22 protein-coding genes and 1 pseudogene are annotated in these 15,084 nt (G+C 55.8%); 14 read left to right on the plus strand and 9 right to left on the minus strand.

All coding sequences use genetic code 11. From position 1 onward, the window contains the following. The first annotated feature begins 831 nt into the window (after nucleotides 1–831). On the plus strand, nucleotides 832–1,245 hold the full coding sequence (locus tag BLV20_RS00740) for a hypothetical protein (protein ID WP_092295544.1): 414 nt from the start codon (nucleotides 832–834) through the stop codon (nucleotides 1,243–1,245). A gap of 99 nt (nucleotides 1,246–1,344) precedes the next feature. On the opposite strand, the gene BLV20_RS00745 is transcribed toward BLV20_RS00740, so the two are convergent. The 7 genes and pseudogenes from BLV20_RS00745 to BLV20_RS00775 form a co-directional block, all read right to left on the minus strand. Continuing rightward, nucleotides 1,345–2,130 carry a hypothetical protein gene (locus BLV20_RS00745; RefSeq protein ID WP_092295547.1) on the minus strand — a complete coding sequence of 262 codons (786 nt, stop codon included), beginning with the start codon at nucleotides 2,128–2,130 and terminating at the stop codon, nucleotides 1,345–1,347. 78 nt (nucleotides 2,131–2,208) lie between these two features. After that, a complete protein-coding gene (locus tag BLV20_RS00750; protein WP_092295550.1) occupies nucleotides 2,209–3,069 on the minus strand; it encodes a ParB/RepB/Spo0J family partition protein in 861 nt (286 codons plus the stop codon). 603 nt (nucleotides 3,070–3,672) lie between these two features. Beyond that, on the minus strand, nucleotides 3,673–4,146 hold the full coding sequence (locus BLV20_RS00755; protein ID WP_092295553.1) for a hypothetical protein: 474 nt from the start codon (nucleotides 4,144–4,146) through the stop codon (nucleotides 3,673–3,675). 167 nt (nucleotides 4,147–4,313) lie between these two features. Then, on the minus strand, nucleotides 4,314–4,733 hold the full coding sequence (locus BLV20_RS30730; protein WP_139192647.1) for a hypothetical protein: 420 nt from the start codon (nucleotides 4,731–4,733) through the stop codon (nucleotides 4,314–4,316). A 534-nt stretch (nucleotides 4,734–5,267) separates the two neighbouring features. Continuing rightward, nucleotides 5,268–6,218 (minus strand): hypothetical protein, encoded by a 951-nt coding sequence (locus BLV20_RS00765; protein ID WP_175540113.1) that lies wholly within the window; start codon nucleotides 6,216–6,218, stop codon nucleotides 5,268–5,270. 325 nt (nucleotides 6,219–6,543) lie between these two features. Further along, nucleotides 6,544–6,747 (minus strand): annotated as a pseudogene (locus BLV20_RS00770) (hypothetical protein). Nucleotides 6,748–6,772: 25 nt separating this feature from the next. Further along, nucleotides 6,773–7,561 (minus strand): XRE family transcriptional regulator, encoded by a 789-nt coding sequence (locus BLV20_RS00775; protein WP_092295562.1) that lies wholly within the window; start codon nucleotides 7,559–7,561, stop codon nucleotides 6,773–6,775. Between the two features lie 116 nt (nucleotides 7,562–7,677). Between BLV20_RS00775 and BLV20_RS00780 the strand changes: the two genes are divergently transcribed. From BLV20_RS00780 to BLV20_RS00840, 13 genes are all read left to right on the plus strand, one after another. After that, the gene (locus BLV20_RS00780) at nucleotides 7,678–7,881 is read left to right on the plus strand and encodes a Cro/CI family transcriptional regulator (RefSeq protein WP_092295565.1); all 204 of its coding nucleotides are present in this window, start codon (nucleotides 7,678–7,680) and stop codon (nucleotides 7,879–7,881) included. An 81-nt stretch (nucleotides 7,882–7,962) separates the two neighbouring features. Continuing rightward, nucleotides 7,963–8,385: a phage regulatory CII family protein gene (locus tag BLV20_RS00785; RefSeq protein WP_092295568.1), complete on the plus strand. Its 423-nt coding sequence runs from the start codon at nucleotides 7,963–7,965 to the stop codon at nucleotides 8,383–8,385. A 1-nt stretch (nucleotide 8,386) separates the two neighbouring features. Then, nucleotides 8,387–9,355: a phage replication protein gene (locus tag BLV20_RS00790; protein WP_092295571.1), complete on the plus strand. Its 969-nt coding sequence runs from the start codon at nucleotides 8,387–8,389 to the stop codon at nucleotides 9,353–9,355. Next, nucleotides 9,342–10,142: a hypothetical protein gene (locus tag BLV20_RS00795; RefSeq protein WP_092295574.1), complete on the plus strand. Its 801-nt coding sequence runs from the start codon at nucleotides 9,342–9,344 to the stop codon at nucleotides 10,140–10,142. Before BLV20_RS00790 ends, BLV20_RS00795 begins: the two co-directional genes overlap by 14 nt. Continuing rightward, entirely contained in the window at nucleotides 10,139–10,501 is a 363-nt protein-coding gene (locus BLV20_RS00800) for a hypothetical protein (protein WP_092295577.1), read from the plus strand. Before BLV20_RS00795 ends, BLV20_RS00800 begins: the two co-directional genes overlap by 4 nt. Further along, on the plus strand, nucleotides 10,498–10,968 hold the full coding sequence (locus BLV20_RS00805) for a hypothetical protein (RefSeq protein WP_092295580.1): 471 nt from the start codon (nucleotides 10,498–10,500) through the stop codon (nucleotides 10,966–10,968). The genes BLV20_RS00800 and BLV20_RS00805 overlap by 4 nt, the downstream gene beginning before the upstream one ends. After that, nucleotides 10,965–11,636, plus strand: coding sequence for a recombination protein NinG (locus BLV20_RS00810; RefSeq protein WP_092295583.1), 672 nt, complete (start codon nucleotides 10,965–10,967; stop codon nucleotides 11,634–11,636). Before BLV20_RS00805 ends, BLV20_RS00810 begins: the two co-directional genes overlap by 4 nt. Next, the gene (locus BLV20_RS00815; RefSeq protein ID WP_092295586.1) at nucleotides 11,633–12,319 is read left to right on the plus strand and encodes a hypothetical protein; all 687 of its coding nucleotides are present in this window, start codon (nucleotides 11,633–11,635) and stop codon (nucleotides 12,317–12,319) included. Before BLV20_RS00810 ends, BLV20_RS00815 begins: the two co-directional genes overlap by 4 nt. A gap of 156 nt (nucleotides 12,320–12,475) precedes the next feature. After that, nucleotides 12,476–12,748 (plus strand): hypothetical protein, encoded by a 273-nt coding sequence (locus tag BLV20_RS00820; protein WP_092295589.1) that lies wholly within the window; start codon nucleotides 12,476–12,478, stop codon nucleotides 12,746–12,748. A 120-nt stretch (nucleotides 12,749–12,868) separates the two neighbouring features. Continuing rightward, the gene (locus tag BLV20_RS00825) at nucleotides 12,869–13,405 is read left to right on the plus strand and encodes a hypothetical protein (protein ID WP_092295592.1); all 537 of its coding nucleotides are present in this window, start codon (nucleotides 12,869–12,871) and stop codon (nucleotides 13,403–13,405) included. Between the two features lie 70 nt (nucleotides 13,406–13,475). Continuing rightward, nucleotides 13,476–13,799, plus strand: a complete 324-nt coding sequence (locus BLV20_RS00830; protein ID WP_009048032.1) for a hypothetical protein — start codon at nucleotides 13,476–13,478, stop codon at nucleotides 13,797–13,799. Nucleotide 13,800: 1 nt separating this feature from the next. Continuing rightward, nucleotides 13,801–14,073, plus strand: a complete 273-nt coding sequence (locus BLV20_RS00835; protein WP_092295595.1) for a hypothetical protein — start codon at nucleotides 13,801–13,803, stop codon at nucleotides 14,071–14,073. Nucleotides 14,074–14,077: 4 nt separating this feature from the next. Continuing rightward, complete coding sequence (locus tag BLV20_RS00840; protein ID WP_092295598.1) at nucleotides 14,078–14,374, plus strand: hypothetical protein; 297 nt, start codon at nucleotides 14,078–14,080, stop codon at nucleotides 14,372–14,374. Between the two features lie 47 nt (nucleotides 14,375–14,421). Here the strand turns inward: BLV20_RS00840 and BLV20_RS00845 are convergent, their stop codons facing one another. Both BLV20_RS00845 and BLV20_RS00850 read right to left on the minus strand, forming a co-directional pair. Further along, on the minus strand, nucleotides 14,422–14,808 hold the full coding sequence (locus BLV20_RS00845) for a hypothetical protein (protein ID WP_092295601.1): 387 nt from the start codon (nucleotides 14,806–14,808) through the stop codon (nucleotides 14,422–14,424). A 58-nt stretch (nucleotides 14,809–14,866) separates the two neighbouring features. Continuing rightward, entirely contained in the window at nucleotides 14,867–15,076 is a 210-nt protein-coding gene (locus BLV20_RS00850) for a hypothetical protein (RefSeq protein ID WP_092295604.1), read from the minus strand. Nucleotides 15,077–15,084 lie beyond the last annotated feature (8 nt).

The following is a 15,084-nucleotide window of genomic DNA, read 5'->3' on the forward strand; positions in this document are numbered from 1 at the left end:
AGTTTTGTAAAAAGGAGAGGCAAATGGGCTGGGATGAAAGCCGGCACAAAGCAACTTGTGGTTCTTGTGGGCACGAGGGCGTCCAGGTCAGACGCTCAAATGACTATGGCGAATCGGATGATCGGTGGGAGGGTTTCGCTACTGTTCCGGCGAAGGAGTGCGATTACCATCGAAAACGCTCCGGTGCTCGCGTGCCTGTCTGCAATTGCAAGAGTCAGAACATCATCGTTGGTCCGCTAATACAGTAAAGATGCGGGCGCCCGGCGCTGCCCGGGATGCGTCAAGTCTGGCCAGCTGTTGCCCTCGGACTCGCCCGCGATGCCGGTTACTTGTTCGGCGCTGATGTCATCAGCAGATCCTCAGGGCTATGCCCGCTGCGGGGCGCTGACAAAGCGCGCTCTCCGGAACCGATATTCTCTCGTCGGTCCAAGCGCCCAGCACTGTAGTGGCTGGGAACACTGTTGCTCGGCAACCCAGGGTTAGCGCTTCATGGCGGTATCTCCTATTGCTTGCTCACTGGGCAGGCAGTGGCCACCTATTGAAGCTGCATTGGAATGTCGGTCCTGACCAAGATGCCTAACTACGTCCGCCCGTTCGCATACAAACAGTTGGCCTGGATCAGCTTTTTTTATGGGGCGCCGACATTCCAATACAGCCTCTTTCGAGGTGGTCGGGCCGCATGTGCGAGCACTGATCGCGGCGCGGGCCAATTCCTGAAAGCTGGCCATGCTTCGCCGGCAGTTTTCGTCAGGCTGACGTGGCGCTGGTTATCCTGCTTGCCGGGTCAGAGGCTGGTAGCATCAGTGCCTCTCCTCACAACATGGAGTCGCTATGCGCCAAGTTGTTGCTAGAGCGCTGGACGTGATCGCATTAGAAAGCGGTAGGCCGGAATACACAGAGGCTTTCAGGGCTGCCCAGGAAGTCGTGACTGAGTTCGGCGAGTTGGATTTGGCTGATCGGCTGTTTGCTGATATCCCAGAGTCGATCCCGTTTTTACTAGTGGCCAAACTCTTCGACCTGCTGGCCTGGCAAACAGACGACAACGGTTCGGCGATGACTCGCACTATTGAACGTTGGCTTGTTGAAGGCACGCATCTACGCAAGATTCAGATCGCTCTATATCTCGATATCTACCCGTTTCCGGATGAGCGCGAGATGTATCGCGTACTGTCCAATGTGGCGATATCCCACCCGGAGGTGGCTGATAAATGCCGGCAGCTAATCAGCTCTCGGCAAAATCGGTAGCACCTGGTAAACATCCCAAAGCCCGCTCAGTGAACGAGCTTCAGTGTTGTTTTCCATCGTGACCCGCGTATAGCGTCAGACTGACGTGGCGCTGGTTGGTCAGTCGTCAAAGCCGTAGGAAAAGTCGTCGGGGTCGCAGTCGATCACAAGAATGGCGTTGCCGAAGTACAGGGACGCCAGCATGCGCTCCCACTTCGAATACACCTGCATGTCGATCGCGATCTTCCTGTCATCCAGCTTGGCGCTGTAGACCTCACCAAACGCCAAGGTTGGTTTCCAGTGGTCGCCGGTTTCACGCTCGCCCTTGATACTGATGTGCAGCGCATGTTTCAGGCTGTAGTTGCTGCGCGAGGAAGATGAGTAGTGTCCGCTCCGGTAACTGTCTTCCGGCTCTGGATCGAAGTAGATGTGCATCGTCTTGTGGGAGTAGCTGCCGTCGCCTTCTTCAACGCGAATTTCCGGGCGCTCCCATCGGCCTTCGGCGGCACTCTCTTTGTGGTGCTCCACGAATTCGTCGAGCAGTTTCTTCAGCGAAACTTCGCCGGTCAGCAGGCCCTCACCGGTGAGCACATCAGCTATGGACTTTTCGGCGCGCTCCAAGATGAGCGAACCCATGGCCGCTTGTTCCCAGCGCTGGTTCAGGGCGTTGGCGACGAGGGCGTTGTAGCGCTGAAGCTCGAACATGTCGCTGACGTTGGCCGGCAGTGCAGCCTTGACGGCTTCCTTGATTGCTCCGCCGAAGTCGCCGTAGGAGCGGAAGGTATCGCTCACAACCTCTTTGAACAGCTTCTCGATGCCCTCGTCGATCAATTCGCGCGGACGGTCGGAGTGGGCGTATGCAGTGACGCGCTCGGCAAGCAGCGCTTGAAGGGTTTGTTCGCTCATTTGGTGCTCCGTGCTTGATCGGTTGATTTCCCGTCTTTCCTCGTGAGAGGCCGGGTGCTGCTTTGCGCAATTGAATTGCTAAGCCGCCTCTTTGGAAGCGCTTACGGCTTGTTGGAGTTTGATGAGCAGTATTGTGGGGAGGCTGACCTCTGGCCCCGAGCTATTCAGGCATCCCTCAGGCAACGCTTTGAAGATTTCCTGCGCCGCTGCGCGGATTGCTTCGAGCTGCTGGCGTGGTGTGGTCGGGCCGCGCATCGATCCCGCGGTCACCTTTGACTTCCCGGTGGCCTTGGCTTTTTGCAGTTCTCCACCGAGGACCTTGCCTGCGTTCTCGCCATGCTGGCGGACGACTTGAACAGCCGTTGTCGCAGAGACCTGGCCTGAGGCGACCAATTGCTGCACGTCGGTGTTTGCATTGCCGAGCGTCATCACCTGCTCAACATGCTGGCGGGTCTTGCCGACCTTTTTTGCGATCTGATCAGGTGTCCAGCCGAACGCCGTGAGCCGCTTGTAACCGTCGGCCAGCTCAAGAGGAGAGAGCTTCTTTCCTTCCTGGCTGGTGATGACCCTGGCGACACGTTCGGCGTCGTTACCCTCGAAGGGGACAATCGAGATCCAGGCCTCTAAGCGCTTTGGGTCATCTTTGCTCGGCACCCTTGGAAGTCGTCCCGCCTGGTCGAGCTTCAAGTAGGCGCGACGACGGCGATGGCCATCGACAACCCACATTCCACCCTCAGCGCGAGGTCGAACCTCCAGTGCCGGGATCTGGCCGCCGGCGAAGATGAACTCAGCCAGAGCATCAATACTTTCTTCCAGCTCTTCGCCTTCGGCTCGAAGGTTGAAGCCGGGTTCTTCGTAGAGATCCTCCAGGCGCGCCTTCATTGCGTCGGCACGTTTCAGATCCCCGTCCTTGATCATTTGCTTGAAAGACTTGGCCATGCAATTTATTTCCAAGTGGTTGTCATCCCAAGCAGCCCTCGCGAGAAGGCTGCTCAGTGATGCTTTCCGCCGTGACCCGCTACTGGCGTCGGTCACTGGCTCAATCAAGTTGTTCCTCCAGCCGCGGGCCTTTCGGCTTGTTCTCCCGCTGGATAACTGTTCTTGGCGCTTTACGCTGCACGCCCGGGTCAGTTGCCAACCCTCTGAACCGTTGAGGCCGGTTCATCGCTGCCTTTGAATCTGGGCCGGTGGTGATCCGGCAAGGGGTGTCGCTAAAGAGCGGCGCGGCTTTCGCTGCTAGGCCAGTGTTGTCTGGCTTGCGAATAAAAGTAGCAGTGCTGCTATTTAATGTAAATAGCGCTGCTAATAATATTTTTTGAGAGCGAAAAAAAGCCCGCTCAGTGGCGGGCTCTCGTGGACTGAATTAGCTAGCCCTAGCAAGGGGTCGGCACTAGGGACGGGATAGGCTGGCGCTGAGCGCGAGGCGGGCTGGGGTAGGGCCTCAGAATGAAAAGCATGGTGTCTGTCATGCCTGGGCGGGACACAGGCAACAAGAAAGCCCGCGCAGGGTGCTTCCCCGCTATGTCTCGCGAGCGGGGCGCTTCAGGTGTGAATTATGAGCGTCTGTAGATACCCGCTCTCATCGAATAGGACCGGGTATCTACCCCCATCAATCAGCGAGCGCAACTGTTGGGAATGACTGGATTGCCTAAATGCAATCTGGCACTCGGCAGCATCAAAGAATCGTCTCAGATGGGGTAAGGCAAGATAGAGTGCAGACTGGTCGACTCTCAACGAGAAACTAACTATATCCAGTTGATCGGTTAGATCTCGATACAGGTCCATGACTAGGAAGCTTTCATTTTCAGCGGACGGATAGATGTGGACGTCACCAGCACCAACAGGTGTGTCGTCGAAGTAGGTATCGTACAGCTCAGTAATGTTGAGCGCGATTCCCATAGCCTTCAAAGCTACTGCTAGATCAGCGTTGGGGATGTGCTCGTCCTCTGCCCATGTGACGAAGTCAGGCATTGAAACGCAGATGTCGAACTCATTGGCGCAGATGATAGGGGGCACTGAAGGCTTGTCCGGTCAGAGTTGTGGGCGCTGATCGTACCACCCCTGTGAGCCGTTTCTCTCATGGGGCGAATATGGTGTGGTTTGATGGATGAGTCACCAACTGGATTGGCAGGGAAGGGCGGAAAAAAAAGCCCGGCGCTGGACCGGGCTGACTGCGCATGAGTTCAGTTTGGTTTGCAGGTCGTTCGGTACTTTCCGTTTGGAAGGTTGTCAGCGAAAATATGGCAAGATTTTTGATACTCATTGTTTTTGTATACTTTAGCAGTAAGGTGCACAGATGAATTCTCAGCCTCTCCCCCTTTGTGCCAGAGATTACGCTTCAGATAAAGGTTTGTGTTCCCAATAGATTCGAAGCCATTTTTTATGGAGTCGTGACTCGAATTTTTAAGTGCAAAATCGACTGTAGGTCTTTTTTCAGGCAACGGTGTGATATCTCTCTGGGCTTGAGTGATTAGGGCATAATCATTACATTTATTTGTCTCGGGATCGTCTTTACACACATAAACATCTGCTGTTGAGTTTGTGGAAAAAGCTGTGAGCCATAGTACTGATGTTATTTTCAGTAGAGATTTAATTTGGTTCATTGGAGTCCATCCCAATTGCAGTGCGATAGATGATTAATGCTGGGCAAAGCCTACCTTGGATTTGCCAGCAATAACTCTAGCCCATGATCCAGGTATTCGCCTGTAAAATTCGTGTGATGTTGCGATTCTAATTAGTTAAGTACCTGCACGGCGCACAAAAAAGCCCGGCGCTGGCTTGCTTACCGAGACATAGACTTTTTGCAAATGCTAATTATTGCAAGGCTAATAAAAAGCACTTGAGCCATGCTGTTCATTGATAACACAAGTGCGCACCGCATGAATAAGTGTGCTGATGTTGCGGAGAGAGACATAATCGAGAAAATAAACGTGGCAGCCAGAGTGGCAATGCAATAGAAGTACATGGCGAAAAATACATCTAAATATTTGTTTTTCTTATAGTTCTGAAATGCCCTGGATTGAGAGAAATTGAGTAAAATGGCGATGACCGCAGCAAGGAAGCCGAGCATGGTAAATGCATAAGATGCAATTATTGCAGCCAGTTCCTTTCTGTTTGAATACAAACTAAATGATAAGTCAATATTGTAGGCTGTAAGTGCTTTGTAGCTCGCAAGCAAGATCGGACCAGGAGCTGACATTATTGAAATGTAAAAAACGACTAAAATCAGCCTTGTCAGTTTGTCCATCTTCAATAAACGCCTCTAACTGTTCCTTTAGTTTTGCATTCTCTCTGATTTTCGTTTCCATGATTTCAGAAATAACGCTTTCTTCGTAGTTGCCGAGATCGTCCGAGATGACCCCGCGTCCTACCACATAAAGGTCGAGCATAGCAGACTTCGCATCATTTTTCGCTTTCATTACCAGCTTTTCGACACCCTGGTCAGACGTCGCGCTCACCAGTCTCTGAACCACAGGCTTTATGCTTCGCCCCTTGATGGGTTTCAATGTTATCTCAAGTGAGTCTAGATCATCTATATCTCCTCCAGCGCTTATAACATTGAGGATGTTTTGAGCCAGAGAGTTTTCTTTTTTAACTTCAATTGTGGTTTTTCCAATGAAGTTCATTTTAACCGCTTCATCTCGTGTTGCTTGATGTATAAGCGGATGTATGCAGAATGACCAGCTCCCATTGTTTGTATAGGTTAGTAGCGTGTTAATCATTTCGCAAAATGTGTCAAACTTTGGAGAAAGAGAGGATGACGCGAAGCCGAAGAAGTTGTTCTTTATGATAAGGTAGGAGGCAAATCCGACCTTTTCATCTTGCCCAAGGAATTGCTTGAACTCTCCAATTGACATGCTTGAAGTATCAATTTTCTTAAATGTTTCCGCGTCCCGCGTCATTGCCAGTACGCAAACGTTTCCAGCTAACCTCTGCAAGTATATGTTTTCAGAGTTGTGCTTAAAGCTACCCTTTAGGGTGGGGTCTTGGCATTCCGCAAAAGAAAGTATAAATCTTGACAAGTCAAATAGATGTTTTCCGTAGTGTAGCTTGTGGCTTAGATAATATCCGTAATAACTAATTCTCATCGAATCCATTCCGTAATTTTGTAGGTGCCTGCCTGGGTTGCGTTATTTAGATAATCTACGAGATCACTATGCAGTCATTCCCCCGCAAATCCTTCCTGCCTCCAACTCATCCGCGCGCTGCATAGAACTGGTTCAGCGCTATCAGCTCAATAACAGCCACCATCACGCAGAATGCAACAAAGCCTCGAGTGAAGACCCTGCGAGGCTTTTCGTAAGGCTGGATGTTAGCGAGACCGCCGAGAAGGTCGGATAAAAAGTCGAGCAGCCCCATCACCCATCAGCCTCGCTGTTAATACGCCCAGCCTTCAGCTGGGGCGTGCACGTTTCAATGAAGAGCCCTGCGGCTTTCGCCAATCCTAATCCGATCCAGTGCCCGGTTTAGCGCGTCCAGGGCATCGAGAAGGGCTTTAGCCTCAGCCTCTCGTCCGTCACCTCAAAGTCGCTCAGCCATTTTGTTGAGGACCTGGATGGATCGCTCAATGTCAGCAGCAGTAGCTGCCTTGGTATCTGTCGGCTGCTTCTTCGTCATTCAATACTTCCGCGGCGCAGGGTGGTCAGCGCGAATACATCGCCCACCAGAACACATGACCCAGGATAGAAATGTGCTGCTCCTGGATTTGCTGGAAGGTGTAGTCCTCGTCCGGGTGCTCGTCACGGTTAAAGCTGCGCAGGCGAATCCCGATCGGGATGCGGTAGACCTGCTTCACGCGCAATTGGCCGTTGTGGTTGATGGCGTACATCTCACCGTCGACGATATCGCTCAGGGAGTTTTTCCCTACGTTCACGCCTACGGTGGCGCCGTCACGCAACACGGGCACCATGCTATTGCCGCCAACCCTCACACACTTCGCGTTGCTGAACTGAACGCCGTTGTGGCGCAGATCTTTTTTGTTGAAGCGCAGACGCGAGTTGGCGCTTTCCTCAATCGCAAACCTGCCAGATCCGGCTGCCAGTTCTACTTCATGGAGGAAGGGGACGTAGACCTCATCATCATCGAGCGGTGTTTCGTCGTCCCAAGTCTCGATACTTCCTAATTTTACGCTTGGCTGTATGCGGTCCTGCTGCACGCTGGCAACAGTGGATAACAGTCGAGAGCTGACCTCGCTTGCATCAAAGTTGAGCGCCTTTGCGAGCTTCAGCAGTGCTTCCACATTTAGTGGCACCTTCCCGGTGGCGTATTGGCTGAATGCACTTTGCCCAGACCATCCGCACGCTTCGGCAACGTCAGCCTGCGTCAGGTTACGCCCGGCAGCTTTTGCAGCTGATTTCCGCTGTTCGTAGATAGCTTTGAGCCTGGCGCTCTCGGCGACTTCTTCGGGGGTGAGGGGGCGACGTATTTTCATACGAATAAGAGTATTAGCAGAGCTGATATCCGAGCAAACAGCGCTGCTAGTATTTTATTGCTGATAAAAAACAGCGCTGCTACTATCAATGGCAGATATCAAGCCGTGGAAACTCCATGAAAAAGATCCCTTTGAGCAAATACCTAGAAGAGCACGGCACTCAAGCCGCGCTTGCCGCTGCTCTCGGCGTGAACCAGAGCGCGATCTCGCAAATGGTTCGAGCCGGCAGAAGCATCGAAATCACCCTTTATAACGACGGGCGTATTGAGGCGAATGAGATTCGTCCGATCCCGGCACGCCCCAAGCGCACAGCAGCCTGAGGCAGTCATTGCTTACTGCCTGAGCAAATGATCGCCCACGCACTGGCAGGGCGCCACGGAAACAGAATTGAGGTTTTACGAATGGAAGATTTTCTCCGGTCCTGCCAGAGCGCTGTGCTGGGCAACGAGGCCAAGGCCCTGGCTGCGAAGATGGGCGTTCCCCATGTCAGCCTGCTGCAGCGCGCCAACCCAGACAACGACGCTCACCACCTAACAGTCGAGCATCTGTTTGGGATTCTGCTGCACACCGGCGACATGCGGCCGCTGACGGCCTTGGCCAACGAGTTTGGCTTTGACCTGGTGGCGCGGACTCCCCCTAAACCCCAGGCCTTGACCAGGTCCCTGATCAATGTAGGCAAGGAAGTGGCTGATCTGACGATCGCGGTACACGAAGCCCTAGGCGACAACCACGTCAGTGCTTTCGAGAAATCCCTGATCCGCCAAGAGATCGACCATGTCCGACACAGCCTCGACGTGATGGATGCGTCGGTAAAGGCCGCTTGAAATGCAATTCACCATCACGATCAACCAGGTGAAGGCGCTCGAGTGGGGGCTGAATTCTCAGCAGGCCCTGCTGTTCGCCTTCATCTACGGCTGCCCGAGCTGGACCAAGCCGGTTAAGACCGACGATGGGATCTTCTTCGCGCTGAGCAAGGCCAAGATCGTCGAGGAGCTGCCGCTTCTCACTGACAAGCCGGACACTGCCTATCGCATGCTGAAGGTCCTGGACGAGGCCGGCTTAATTGAGCTTTCCAGTACTTCGAACATCACGCTTTTCCGGCTGACCGAGAAGGCCGTCGAGTGGAACCAGAAGCTTGATGGGTCGGAAAAATATCCGACCCCGCCAGAAAACAAAGGTCGGAAGAAAATCCGATCTACCTCGGAAAAATCTCCGAGCAAGATCGGAAGAAAATCCGAGCGAGGGTCGGAAAAAAATCCGACAAATCAGGATACCAATCATCAGGATACCAATCAGGGTACCAGTATCAGTTCTACGCCCCAGGCTGCCGCCAAGGTCGCGACGGGGCAAATCGTTGCATTCGCTCCCCAGCAACCACGGTGCGAGATTCCGGCCGACATGCCAGGGCCGAAAGACCAGGCCTGCAAGACCTTCAAGACCTGGGCGAACTACGCCATGGCCTACCGCAAGCGCTACAGCACCTGGCCGGTGTGGAACGGAACGGTCGGTGGCCAGATCGGAAAGCTCATTGATCGCCTCGGCATCGACGTTGCCCACCACGTCGCCGCGTACTACCTGACCATCGACGACTCGCGACTGATCAACGGTTGCCACAGCATCGGCGACCTGCTGGCCAAGGCCGAGGGCTACCACACCCAGTGGGCCACCAACCGCCGCATGAACTCGACCACTGCCCAGCAAATCGAGCGCAAGCAAGCGAACCTCACCGCGGGCCAGGACGCTGCCAATCGCATCATCCAGCGAGCAGGGGGGCAGCCAAATGAATTCCTCTGAACGCATGGCGCCGGAACAGGTAGCGCGGCTGGCATTGGCAATCACTGCGACTGCCGAGGTGCTGGGGCAGTCCCTGACCGCCGATGCAGCCGAGATGATGGCGGGTGACCTGGCCGAGTATCCGGCCGAGGTTGTGGCCGGTGCGCTGAAGGCATGTCGCCGGGAGCTGGTCGGCAAGTTGACTCTGGCTGCCATCCTGCAGCGCGTCCAGGCCGCCGACGGCCGCCCGGGAAAAGACGAGGCCTGGGCCATCGCCATGAACACTAACGATGAATTTGAAACCGTGGTGCTGACTGACGAGATCCAGCTGGCCCTGGCCGCGGCGAAGCCTGTACTGGACGCCGGCGACAAGGTCGGTGCCCGGATGGCTTTCATCAGCGCCTACGAGCGATTCGTTGGCCAGGCCCGGGAAGACGCCAAGCCGGTTAACTGGCACGTCTCTGTGGGCTTCGACGCCAGCCGCCGCATCCAGGCGGTTACCAAGGCCGTGGAGATGAAACGTATCCCGCAGGAGCGCGGGCGGTTGTACCTGGCCGACCTGAGCGTCACGCCAGTTACCGAAGACGGCCGGGCAGTCGTGGCGCTGCTCACGGGGGAGGTGGCCAGGCCATCGCCAAAGCTGCGCGCAAAGCTCGCTGCGGTGAAGACATCAATGCTGGAGATGCAGTCAGCATCAGCCAAAAGGAAGGACGAAATGCGGATTGAAGCGGCCAATGAACTGGCTGATCGCCGGGCGATGCTGGTTCAGCAGGCCAAGGAATTGGAAGCGATGAGGGCGGCGCAATGAACATCGACAAGACAAAACTTAAATCGCTGCTGTGGTCTGTAGTGGCCTCATGGAAGGCTGACGATGGCGACCTGCAGCGTCACACTACGGCGCTGGATGAAATCCTGGGCGACAAGACGGTGGAGGAGGTGGCGCTGCTGCTGATCGCGGAGAACGACAGGCTGGAGGTCGAGGGTGACAGCTCGAAGACGCTGCTAAGGGACGCAATTGCTCGCGAGGATCAGCTCAAGGCCGAGAACGAGACGCTGCGCACCGCGCTTGGCGACTTGCTTTCGCTCTACGAAGCCGACGATGGCTGCCGGAGCCTTCCTGAATACATCGCGGGTCGTGCCGCCATGGGCAAGGGAGAGCAGCCATGACCGACAAGATCAGCGTCAACTGCCAGGCCAAGCTCTCCGAAGCCATCACCTGCCTGACCACCATGTTCCGGGAGAAGAAGTTCGTGGTTGTCTCCCTGCGCCCGGGGAAGGACCGCACGCTGGACCAGAACGCCCTATGGTTCGCGATGTACAGGCGCATCGCCGAGATGACCCAGATCGGCGATGCAGGCGACGCGCGCCGGTACTGCAAGCTTCACTTCGGCGTTCAGATCCTACTGAACGAGGATGCCGGGTTTCAGGCTGAGTGGTACCGGGTCATGCGCCATCTTCCCTACGAGACGAAGCTCTCAATGATGGGTGGGTGCAAGTTGTTTGGCCCGGATGGTTTCCCGGTGACCAGCCTGTTCAATCGCGCCCAGGGCATCCAGTACACCGATCGCATGGCTGCGTACTTCACCGGCCATGGCGTGGTGTTCAGTGACCTGCTGAGCGAGGTGGCGGCATGAAGCGCACCCCACTACAGCGCAAAACCCCGCTCAAGTCAGGTGGACCGCGCCGTAAGCGCTGTCCTTCATGCCGCGTGATGTTCGTGCCTGCTCGAACCTCGCAAGCCGTGTGCGGGGAGATCGAATGCGCCATCGCTTACGGGCAGTCCGAGAAGGGCCAGGCGCGCGCCAAGAAAGCCTTAGCGGATGTAGGTCGCCGCGAGATCAAGGACCGCAAGGAGAAGCTGAAGAGCCGCGGCGATCACGTCCAGGACGCAGAGAAGGCGGTGCGGGATTGCCGGCGCACTTTCGAGCTGTGGATCGGCAGCGGCTGCATCAGCTGCGGGAAGACGCAAGAGGAAGTGCAGGCTGCCCAGGGCTGGAAGACTGGCGGGGCCTGGGACGCCGGCCATTTCCTCGGCAAAGGCGCCCGGCCAGAGCTCCGCCTGGAGCCGAACAACATATGGCTTCAGTGCAAAAGCTGTAATGCCGGCTCCTACAAGTACGCACGCAAGGGGCTGACTGTATCTCAGGGTTTCAGGGAGGGCCTGATTGCCCGTATTGGCCTTGAGGCGGTCGAGGCGCTCGAGGCCGACCACGAGCCGCGCAAGTACACCGTGGATGAACTCAAGGCGATCACTACCGAATACCGGGCCAAGACCCGAGAACTGAAGAGGACAGCAGCATGAAGCTGATCAATGCAAGACAAGTATGGACTGAGGCCCAGCATGAATCGAACACGTCGATCAGCGCTGTGGCAATTGAACGGGCGGAAGCGGCACCCGTGAAGACGGGCGGGCGCATCAGTAAGCGCGAGGCCAAATTCCCGGCGCTTGGTAGCGAGAAGGGCGAGGAGGCGGCGCGCTTTTCCGTGCCTGGGCAGCGGATCAGCATTAGCGAAACGCGCCGCACGCCGATTGGTCGGTCCACGGCCCGTGCCGCGCACCTGGCCACCATCGGGAAAGTCCTGCGCGCCATCGACACGCTTCCTTTCCAGGTGCAGCAGTTTGGGCACTACCTGTACCACCCATGCATGACCGTGGTGCACATGCTCAACGCTGAGAAGCTGATCTGGGCCGACACTGACTTTTCGGCGCTGACCGACGCCAAGGCCGCGAAGGTCCATTGCCTGGTCACCTGCGCTTTGCAGTCCTACAAGGCCGAGGCGAACGGCGGAAACCCATGGGGGCCTGCGCGGGTGGCTGAGGGGATGATGAAGCTCTACGGCATCGCCATCGAGCCCAAGGTCTGGGATCGGGACTGGAAGGCGATATGGGACTTCCTTCGTGCGGCCATCAAGGAAGTGGATGATCAGGCTCAACAGCCTATTTGGCAGGTTATTTACGCGGAAAGAGAAGAAAGTGCAGCGTAATTAGTTGACATGTTGGGGTTTTTAAGGTAATTTTTCTACATTGCGCAACGTGGCTCCAGCGCAAACTCCTTCGAAAGCCCGGCCATTGTGTCGGGCTTTTTGTTGCGTGTTTTCCGAGATGACGGCACATTGCTATCCTCATTGAGGAGGTTGGCTATGGTCAGAAGCAAGCGCAAAGCATTCGCTTTACTACAGATGGTAGAGCTCCACGGTGATTTAGGTGGGTTGTCTTTGCCAGCCATGCGCTCAGAAATTGAGCGGACAGAGTTTGTGTGGTCTGGTGCCGACAATTACCACCTTCAGCTGTTAGTTCAAGGCGGCTATCTTGCCAAGACAGAAATTACAGCTCACGAGCCGGCAACGGTGCAGCTCACATGGGCAGGGCACGACCTCCTAGATTCACTTCGGGAGGAGTTTGATGCGGATTGACCCGTGCGCTCCTTTGATGCCCCGCCCAGAGCGGGGTTTTTCTTGCCCGCAGGAAATCTGCGACGTACCTATTCAGGGCCTCAGCATTCGCTGGGGCTTTTTCGTTTCTGGAGCATAGCAATGCAGAGTGATGACTTCGTTGAAGGTGTATCAGGCTGGCGGATGAGCCGGGGCAAGATTGAGCTGTATGGCTGGAAATATCCGGTCATCCTCGGAAAACTCGACGAGCCGGAGCCTGAAGCGAGCGAAAAGTCGCCCAAGCCCTTCATCATCGTCGATGGCGTGACCTACATCAGGCAGGCCAAGCTCGATGCCAACTGGCAGGTGAAGATGGAGCCGCTGAATGGCAAGTACGTCGCCACTGGCGTCGGCGTTGGCCTTGAGTCGCAATTCCTGGTGGACGCTGATCGCTATGCGGTCGGCGGCTATGTTGGGAATGGTCCACAACCTGGCGATGCGCCGAAGGCTGGAAGCGCGACCTCAATGCTCGACGCCATGGCCAGCACGATCAGCGAAACATCGCTCGGCAAGGACCTGTTGAACGAGATCGGCAAGGGCCCAGCAATCGCCGATCAGGTCCGCGACGTTCTTCGCGCCGAGCTCAGGCCGGGCGGCATCCTGTACCGCGGTTTATCACATTCACAGGCCCCGCACTGAGCGGGGCTTTTTTGTTTTGGGCAATGCCCGGGCCAACGCAGGCCCTTTTTAATCCCCATGGAGACACCCAATGGCAGAACCAACGAGCACTGCCGCCAGCGTGCTGCTGGTTAAGTACGGCGTGGTCATGGCTGCATTCATTGGCTCGATACTGTCCCTCGGTTTTCTGAAGGACCTGACTCGGGGCCAGGCGGCCGCGGCTGTGGCTACTGGCTTCTTTTTCTCGGTGTACCTGACCCAGCCCGTTACCGCATGGCTCGCTACAAAGCTGAGCCTTGTGGTGGATGACAACCTCTTGTGCGGGGTGGCGTTCGTGCTGGGCCTGACCGCGATGAACATCATCCCGGCCATCAAGAAGGTCATCGGGTCGTTCCCTGCGACGCGAGGTGCCTGACATGAACAGTATCCTTGTATCGGCGCTCAGCGTGACCGATGCGGTTCTGTGCATCCTGGTCGCCCTGGCAGCCTGTGACTACCTACGCCGTGTTCGCCCGATCGACCAGCCCCTGCTAAGCATCGCCTTCTACCTGGTGGCCATCGGCGCGTTCGGTTCGTTCGTGACGACCATGCAAGGTCAATGGGTTAACCCCTTAGGCGTAATGCTGCATGGTGGTGTCGTGGCGTATGCCTGGGCCCGCCGCGGGCATGTGTTCGAGGTGAAGGGGTAGAGCAGTGGAGTACCTGATCGGCAACAACCAGTACGCGGCCAGCTACCAAGAGCTGCGCGAGGAGCGCGCCCGCTTCACCCAGATGACCGACAAGCGCTTCCTGAAGGAGCTTCCCGCGGCCCTGCACTTCGCAGTGTTCGTGTGCTGGTTCAAGGAGCTGCCGTCGAGCGTTGTCCTGTCGGATGAGGGGATCGTCCACCAGATGGCGCACTTGATCCACTTGAAGGACGAGCCGCTGGTTATGGCCAGGCTTGGCGAGATCCGCGAGCTGTTCAACAAGCAGCTGCAGCTTGCAGCGTAAGTCGCGACACGTTTCGCGAATCAGCAAATTGTGTCGCGACGCTTAGTTTATGAATTCTTTTTGAGGTAAGCCTCAAGGTTATGCAGTGCGTAAGAGAGCTCGAGCTCAACCTCATATAGTCCTCTGACCCAGGATTGGCTATGTGGGCTTGTGTCGGTTCGCATTCGGAAGTTCGCGGAAGTGCTCCTGACGGCTGGGCCAAAGAAGAACTGCTCAAGATCAGTCTTTGGTGTTTTACGGCGCGACAGTGTTTCGTACTTGGCAGCATCCTTAATCTCACCCTTCAGCTTGGTGAGTCGGGCCTTCAAGAGGTCAATGCTGTTCGAGGAGAGTCTTGATTTGTCGGCAGCATCGTTGACTAGGCTACGAGCTTCGTCATGCCATCTTTTCAGCTCGGAAACAATGGCCTGGGCCTCATTTTGGTCAAGTTCCATTTGGGCTTCCATTTATATGTGTAGTAGGTGTGCCGCAGGTGAGTGCGGCACGGATGCATCAATCTGCCGTTTTAAGAGCAGCTTGGATCTTGTCAGCATACTGCGACAGCTTGCCCATTTCAGTTTCAAGACTGGTTCCGGCGATAGCTGTGCCGATACGGCTTTGAATCAGCTCCAAGGCTGCACCAACGGCGACAGCACGCTGCGCTGCGGGAATCAATTGGCGGTAGGAGTTTTCACCAACTTTCGAGATCGCTTCGATAGACATCTTCTTTC

Origin of the sequence: Pseudomonas sp. NFIX28, assembly GCF_900107395.1 — a bacterium.
Classification (GTDB): Bacteria; Pseudomonadota; Gammaproteobacteria; order Pseudomonadales; family Pseudomonadaceae; genus Aquipseudomonas.

What these genes read in the sequence shown, in the direction of transcription:
- BLV20_RS00740 (WP_092295544.1), top strand. Translation starts at nt 832, where the DNA reads ATGCGCCAAGTTGTTGCTAGAGCGCTGGACGTGATCGCATTAGAAAGC.
- BLV20_RS00745 (WP_092295547.1), bottom strand. Translation starts at nt 2,130, where the DNA reads ATGAGCGAACAAACCCTTCAAGCGCTGCTTGCCGAGCGCGTCACTGCA.
- BLV20_RS00750 (WP_092295550.1), bottom strand. Translation starts at nt 3,069, where the DNA reads ATGGCCAAGTCTTTCAAGCAAATGATCAAGGACGGGGATCTGAAACGT.
- BLV20_RS30730 (WP_139192647.1), bottom strand. Translation starts at nt 4,733, where the DNA reads ATGAACCAAATTAAATCTCTACTGAAAATAACATCAGTACTATGGCTC.
- BLV20_RS00765 (WP_175540113.1), bottom strand. Translation starts at nt 6,218, where the DNA reads ATGAGAATTAGTTATTACGGATATTATCTAAGCCACAAGCTACACTAC.
- BLV20_RS00775 (WP_092295562.1), bottom strand. Translation starts at nt 7,561, where the DNA reads ATGAAAATACGTCGCCCCCTCACCCCCGAAGAAGTCGCCGAGAGCGCC.
- BLV20_RS00780 (WP_092295565.1), top strand. Translation starts at nt 7,678, where the DNA reads ATGAAAAAGATCCCTTTGAGCAAATACCTAGAAGAGCACGGCACTCAA.
- BLV20_RS00785 (WP_092295568.1), top strand. Translation starts at nt 7,963, where the DNA reads ATGGAAGATTTTCTCCGGTCCTGCCAGAGCGCTGTGCTGGGCAACGAG.
- BLV20_RS00790 (WP_092295571.1), top strand. Translation starts at nt 8,387, where the DNA reads ATGCAATTCACCATCACGATCAACCAGGTGAAGGCGCTCGAGTGGGGG.
- BLV20_RS00795 (WP_092295574.1), top strand. Translation starts at nt 9,342, where the DNA reads ATGAATTCCTCTGAACGCATGGCGCCGGAACAGGTAGCGCGGCTGGCA.
- BLV20_RS00800 (WP_092295577.1), top strand. Translation starts at nt 10,139, where the DNA reads ATGAACATCGACAAGACAAAACTTAAATCGCTGCTGTGGTCTGTAGTG.
- BLV20_RS00805 (WP_092295580.1), top strand. Translation starts at nt 10,498, where the DNA reads ATGACCGACAAGATCAGCGTCAACTGCCAGGCCAAGCTCTCCGAAGCC.
- BLV20_RS00810 (WP_092295583.1), top strand. Translation starts at nt 10,965, where the DNA reads ATGAAGCGCACCCCACTACAGCGCAAAACCCCGCTCAAGTCAGGTGGA.
- BLV20_RS00815 (WP_092295586.1), top strand. Translation starts at nt 11,633, where the DNA reads ATGAAGCTGATCAATGCAAGACAAGTATGGACTGAGGCCCAGCATGAA.
- BLV20_RS00820 (WP_092295589.1), top strand. Translation starts at nt 12,476, where the DNA reads ATGGTCAGAAGCAAGCGCAAAGCATTCGCTTTACTACAGATGGTAGAG.
- BLV20_RS00825 (WP_092295592.1), top strand. Translation starts at nt 12,869, where the DNA reads ATGCAGAGTGATGACTTCGTTGAAGGTGTATCAGGCTGGCGGATGAGC.
- BLV20_RS00830 (WP_009048032.1), top strand. Translation starts at nt 13,476, where the DNA reads ATGGCAGAACCAACGAGCACTGCCGCCAGCGTGCTGCTGGTTAAGTAC.
- BLV20_RS00835 (WP_092295595.1), top strand. Translation starts at nt 13,801, where the DNA reads ATGAACAGTATCCTTGTATCGGCGCTCAGCGTGACCGATGCGGTTCTG.
- BLV20_RS00845 (WP_092295601.1), bottom strand. Translation starts at nt 14,808, where the DNA reads ATGGAACTTGACCAAAATGAGGCCCAGGCCATTGTTTCCGAGCTGAAA.
- BLV20_RS00850 (WP_092295604.1), bottom strand. Translation starts at nt 15,076, where the DNA reads ATGTCTATCGAAGCGATCTCGAAAGTTGGTGAAAACTCCTACCGCCAA.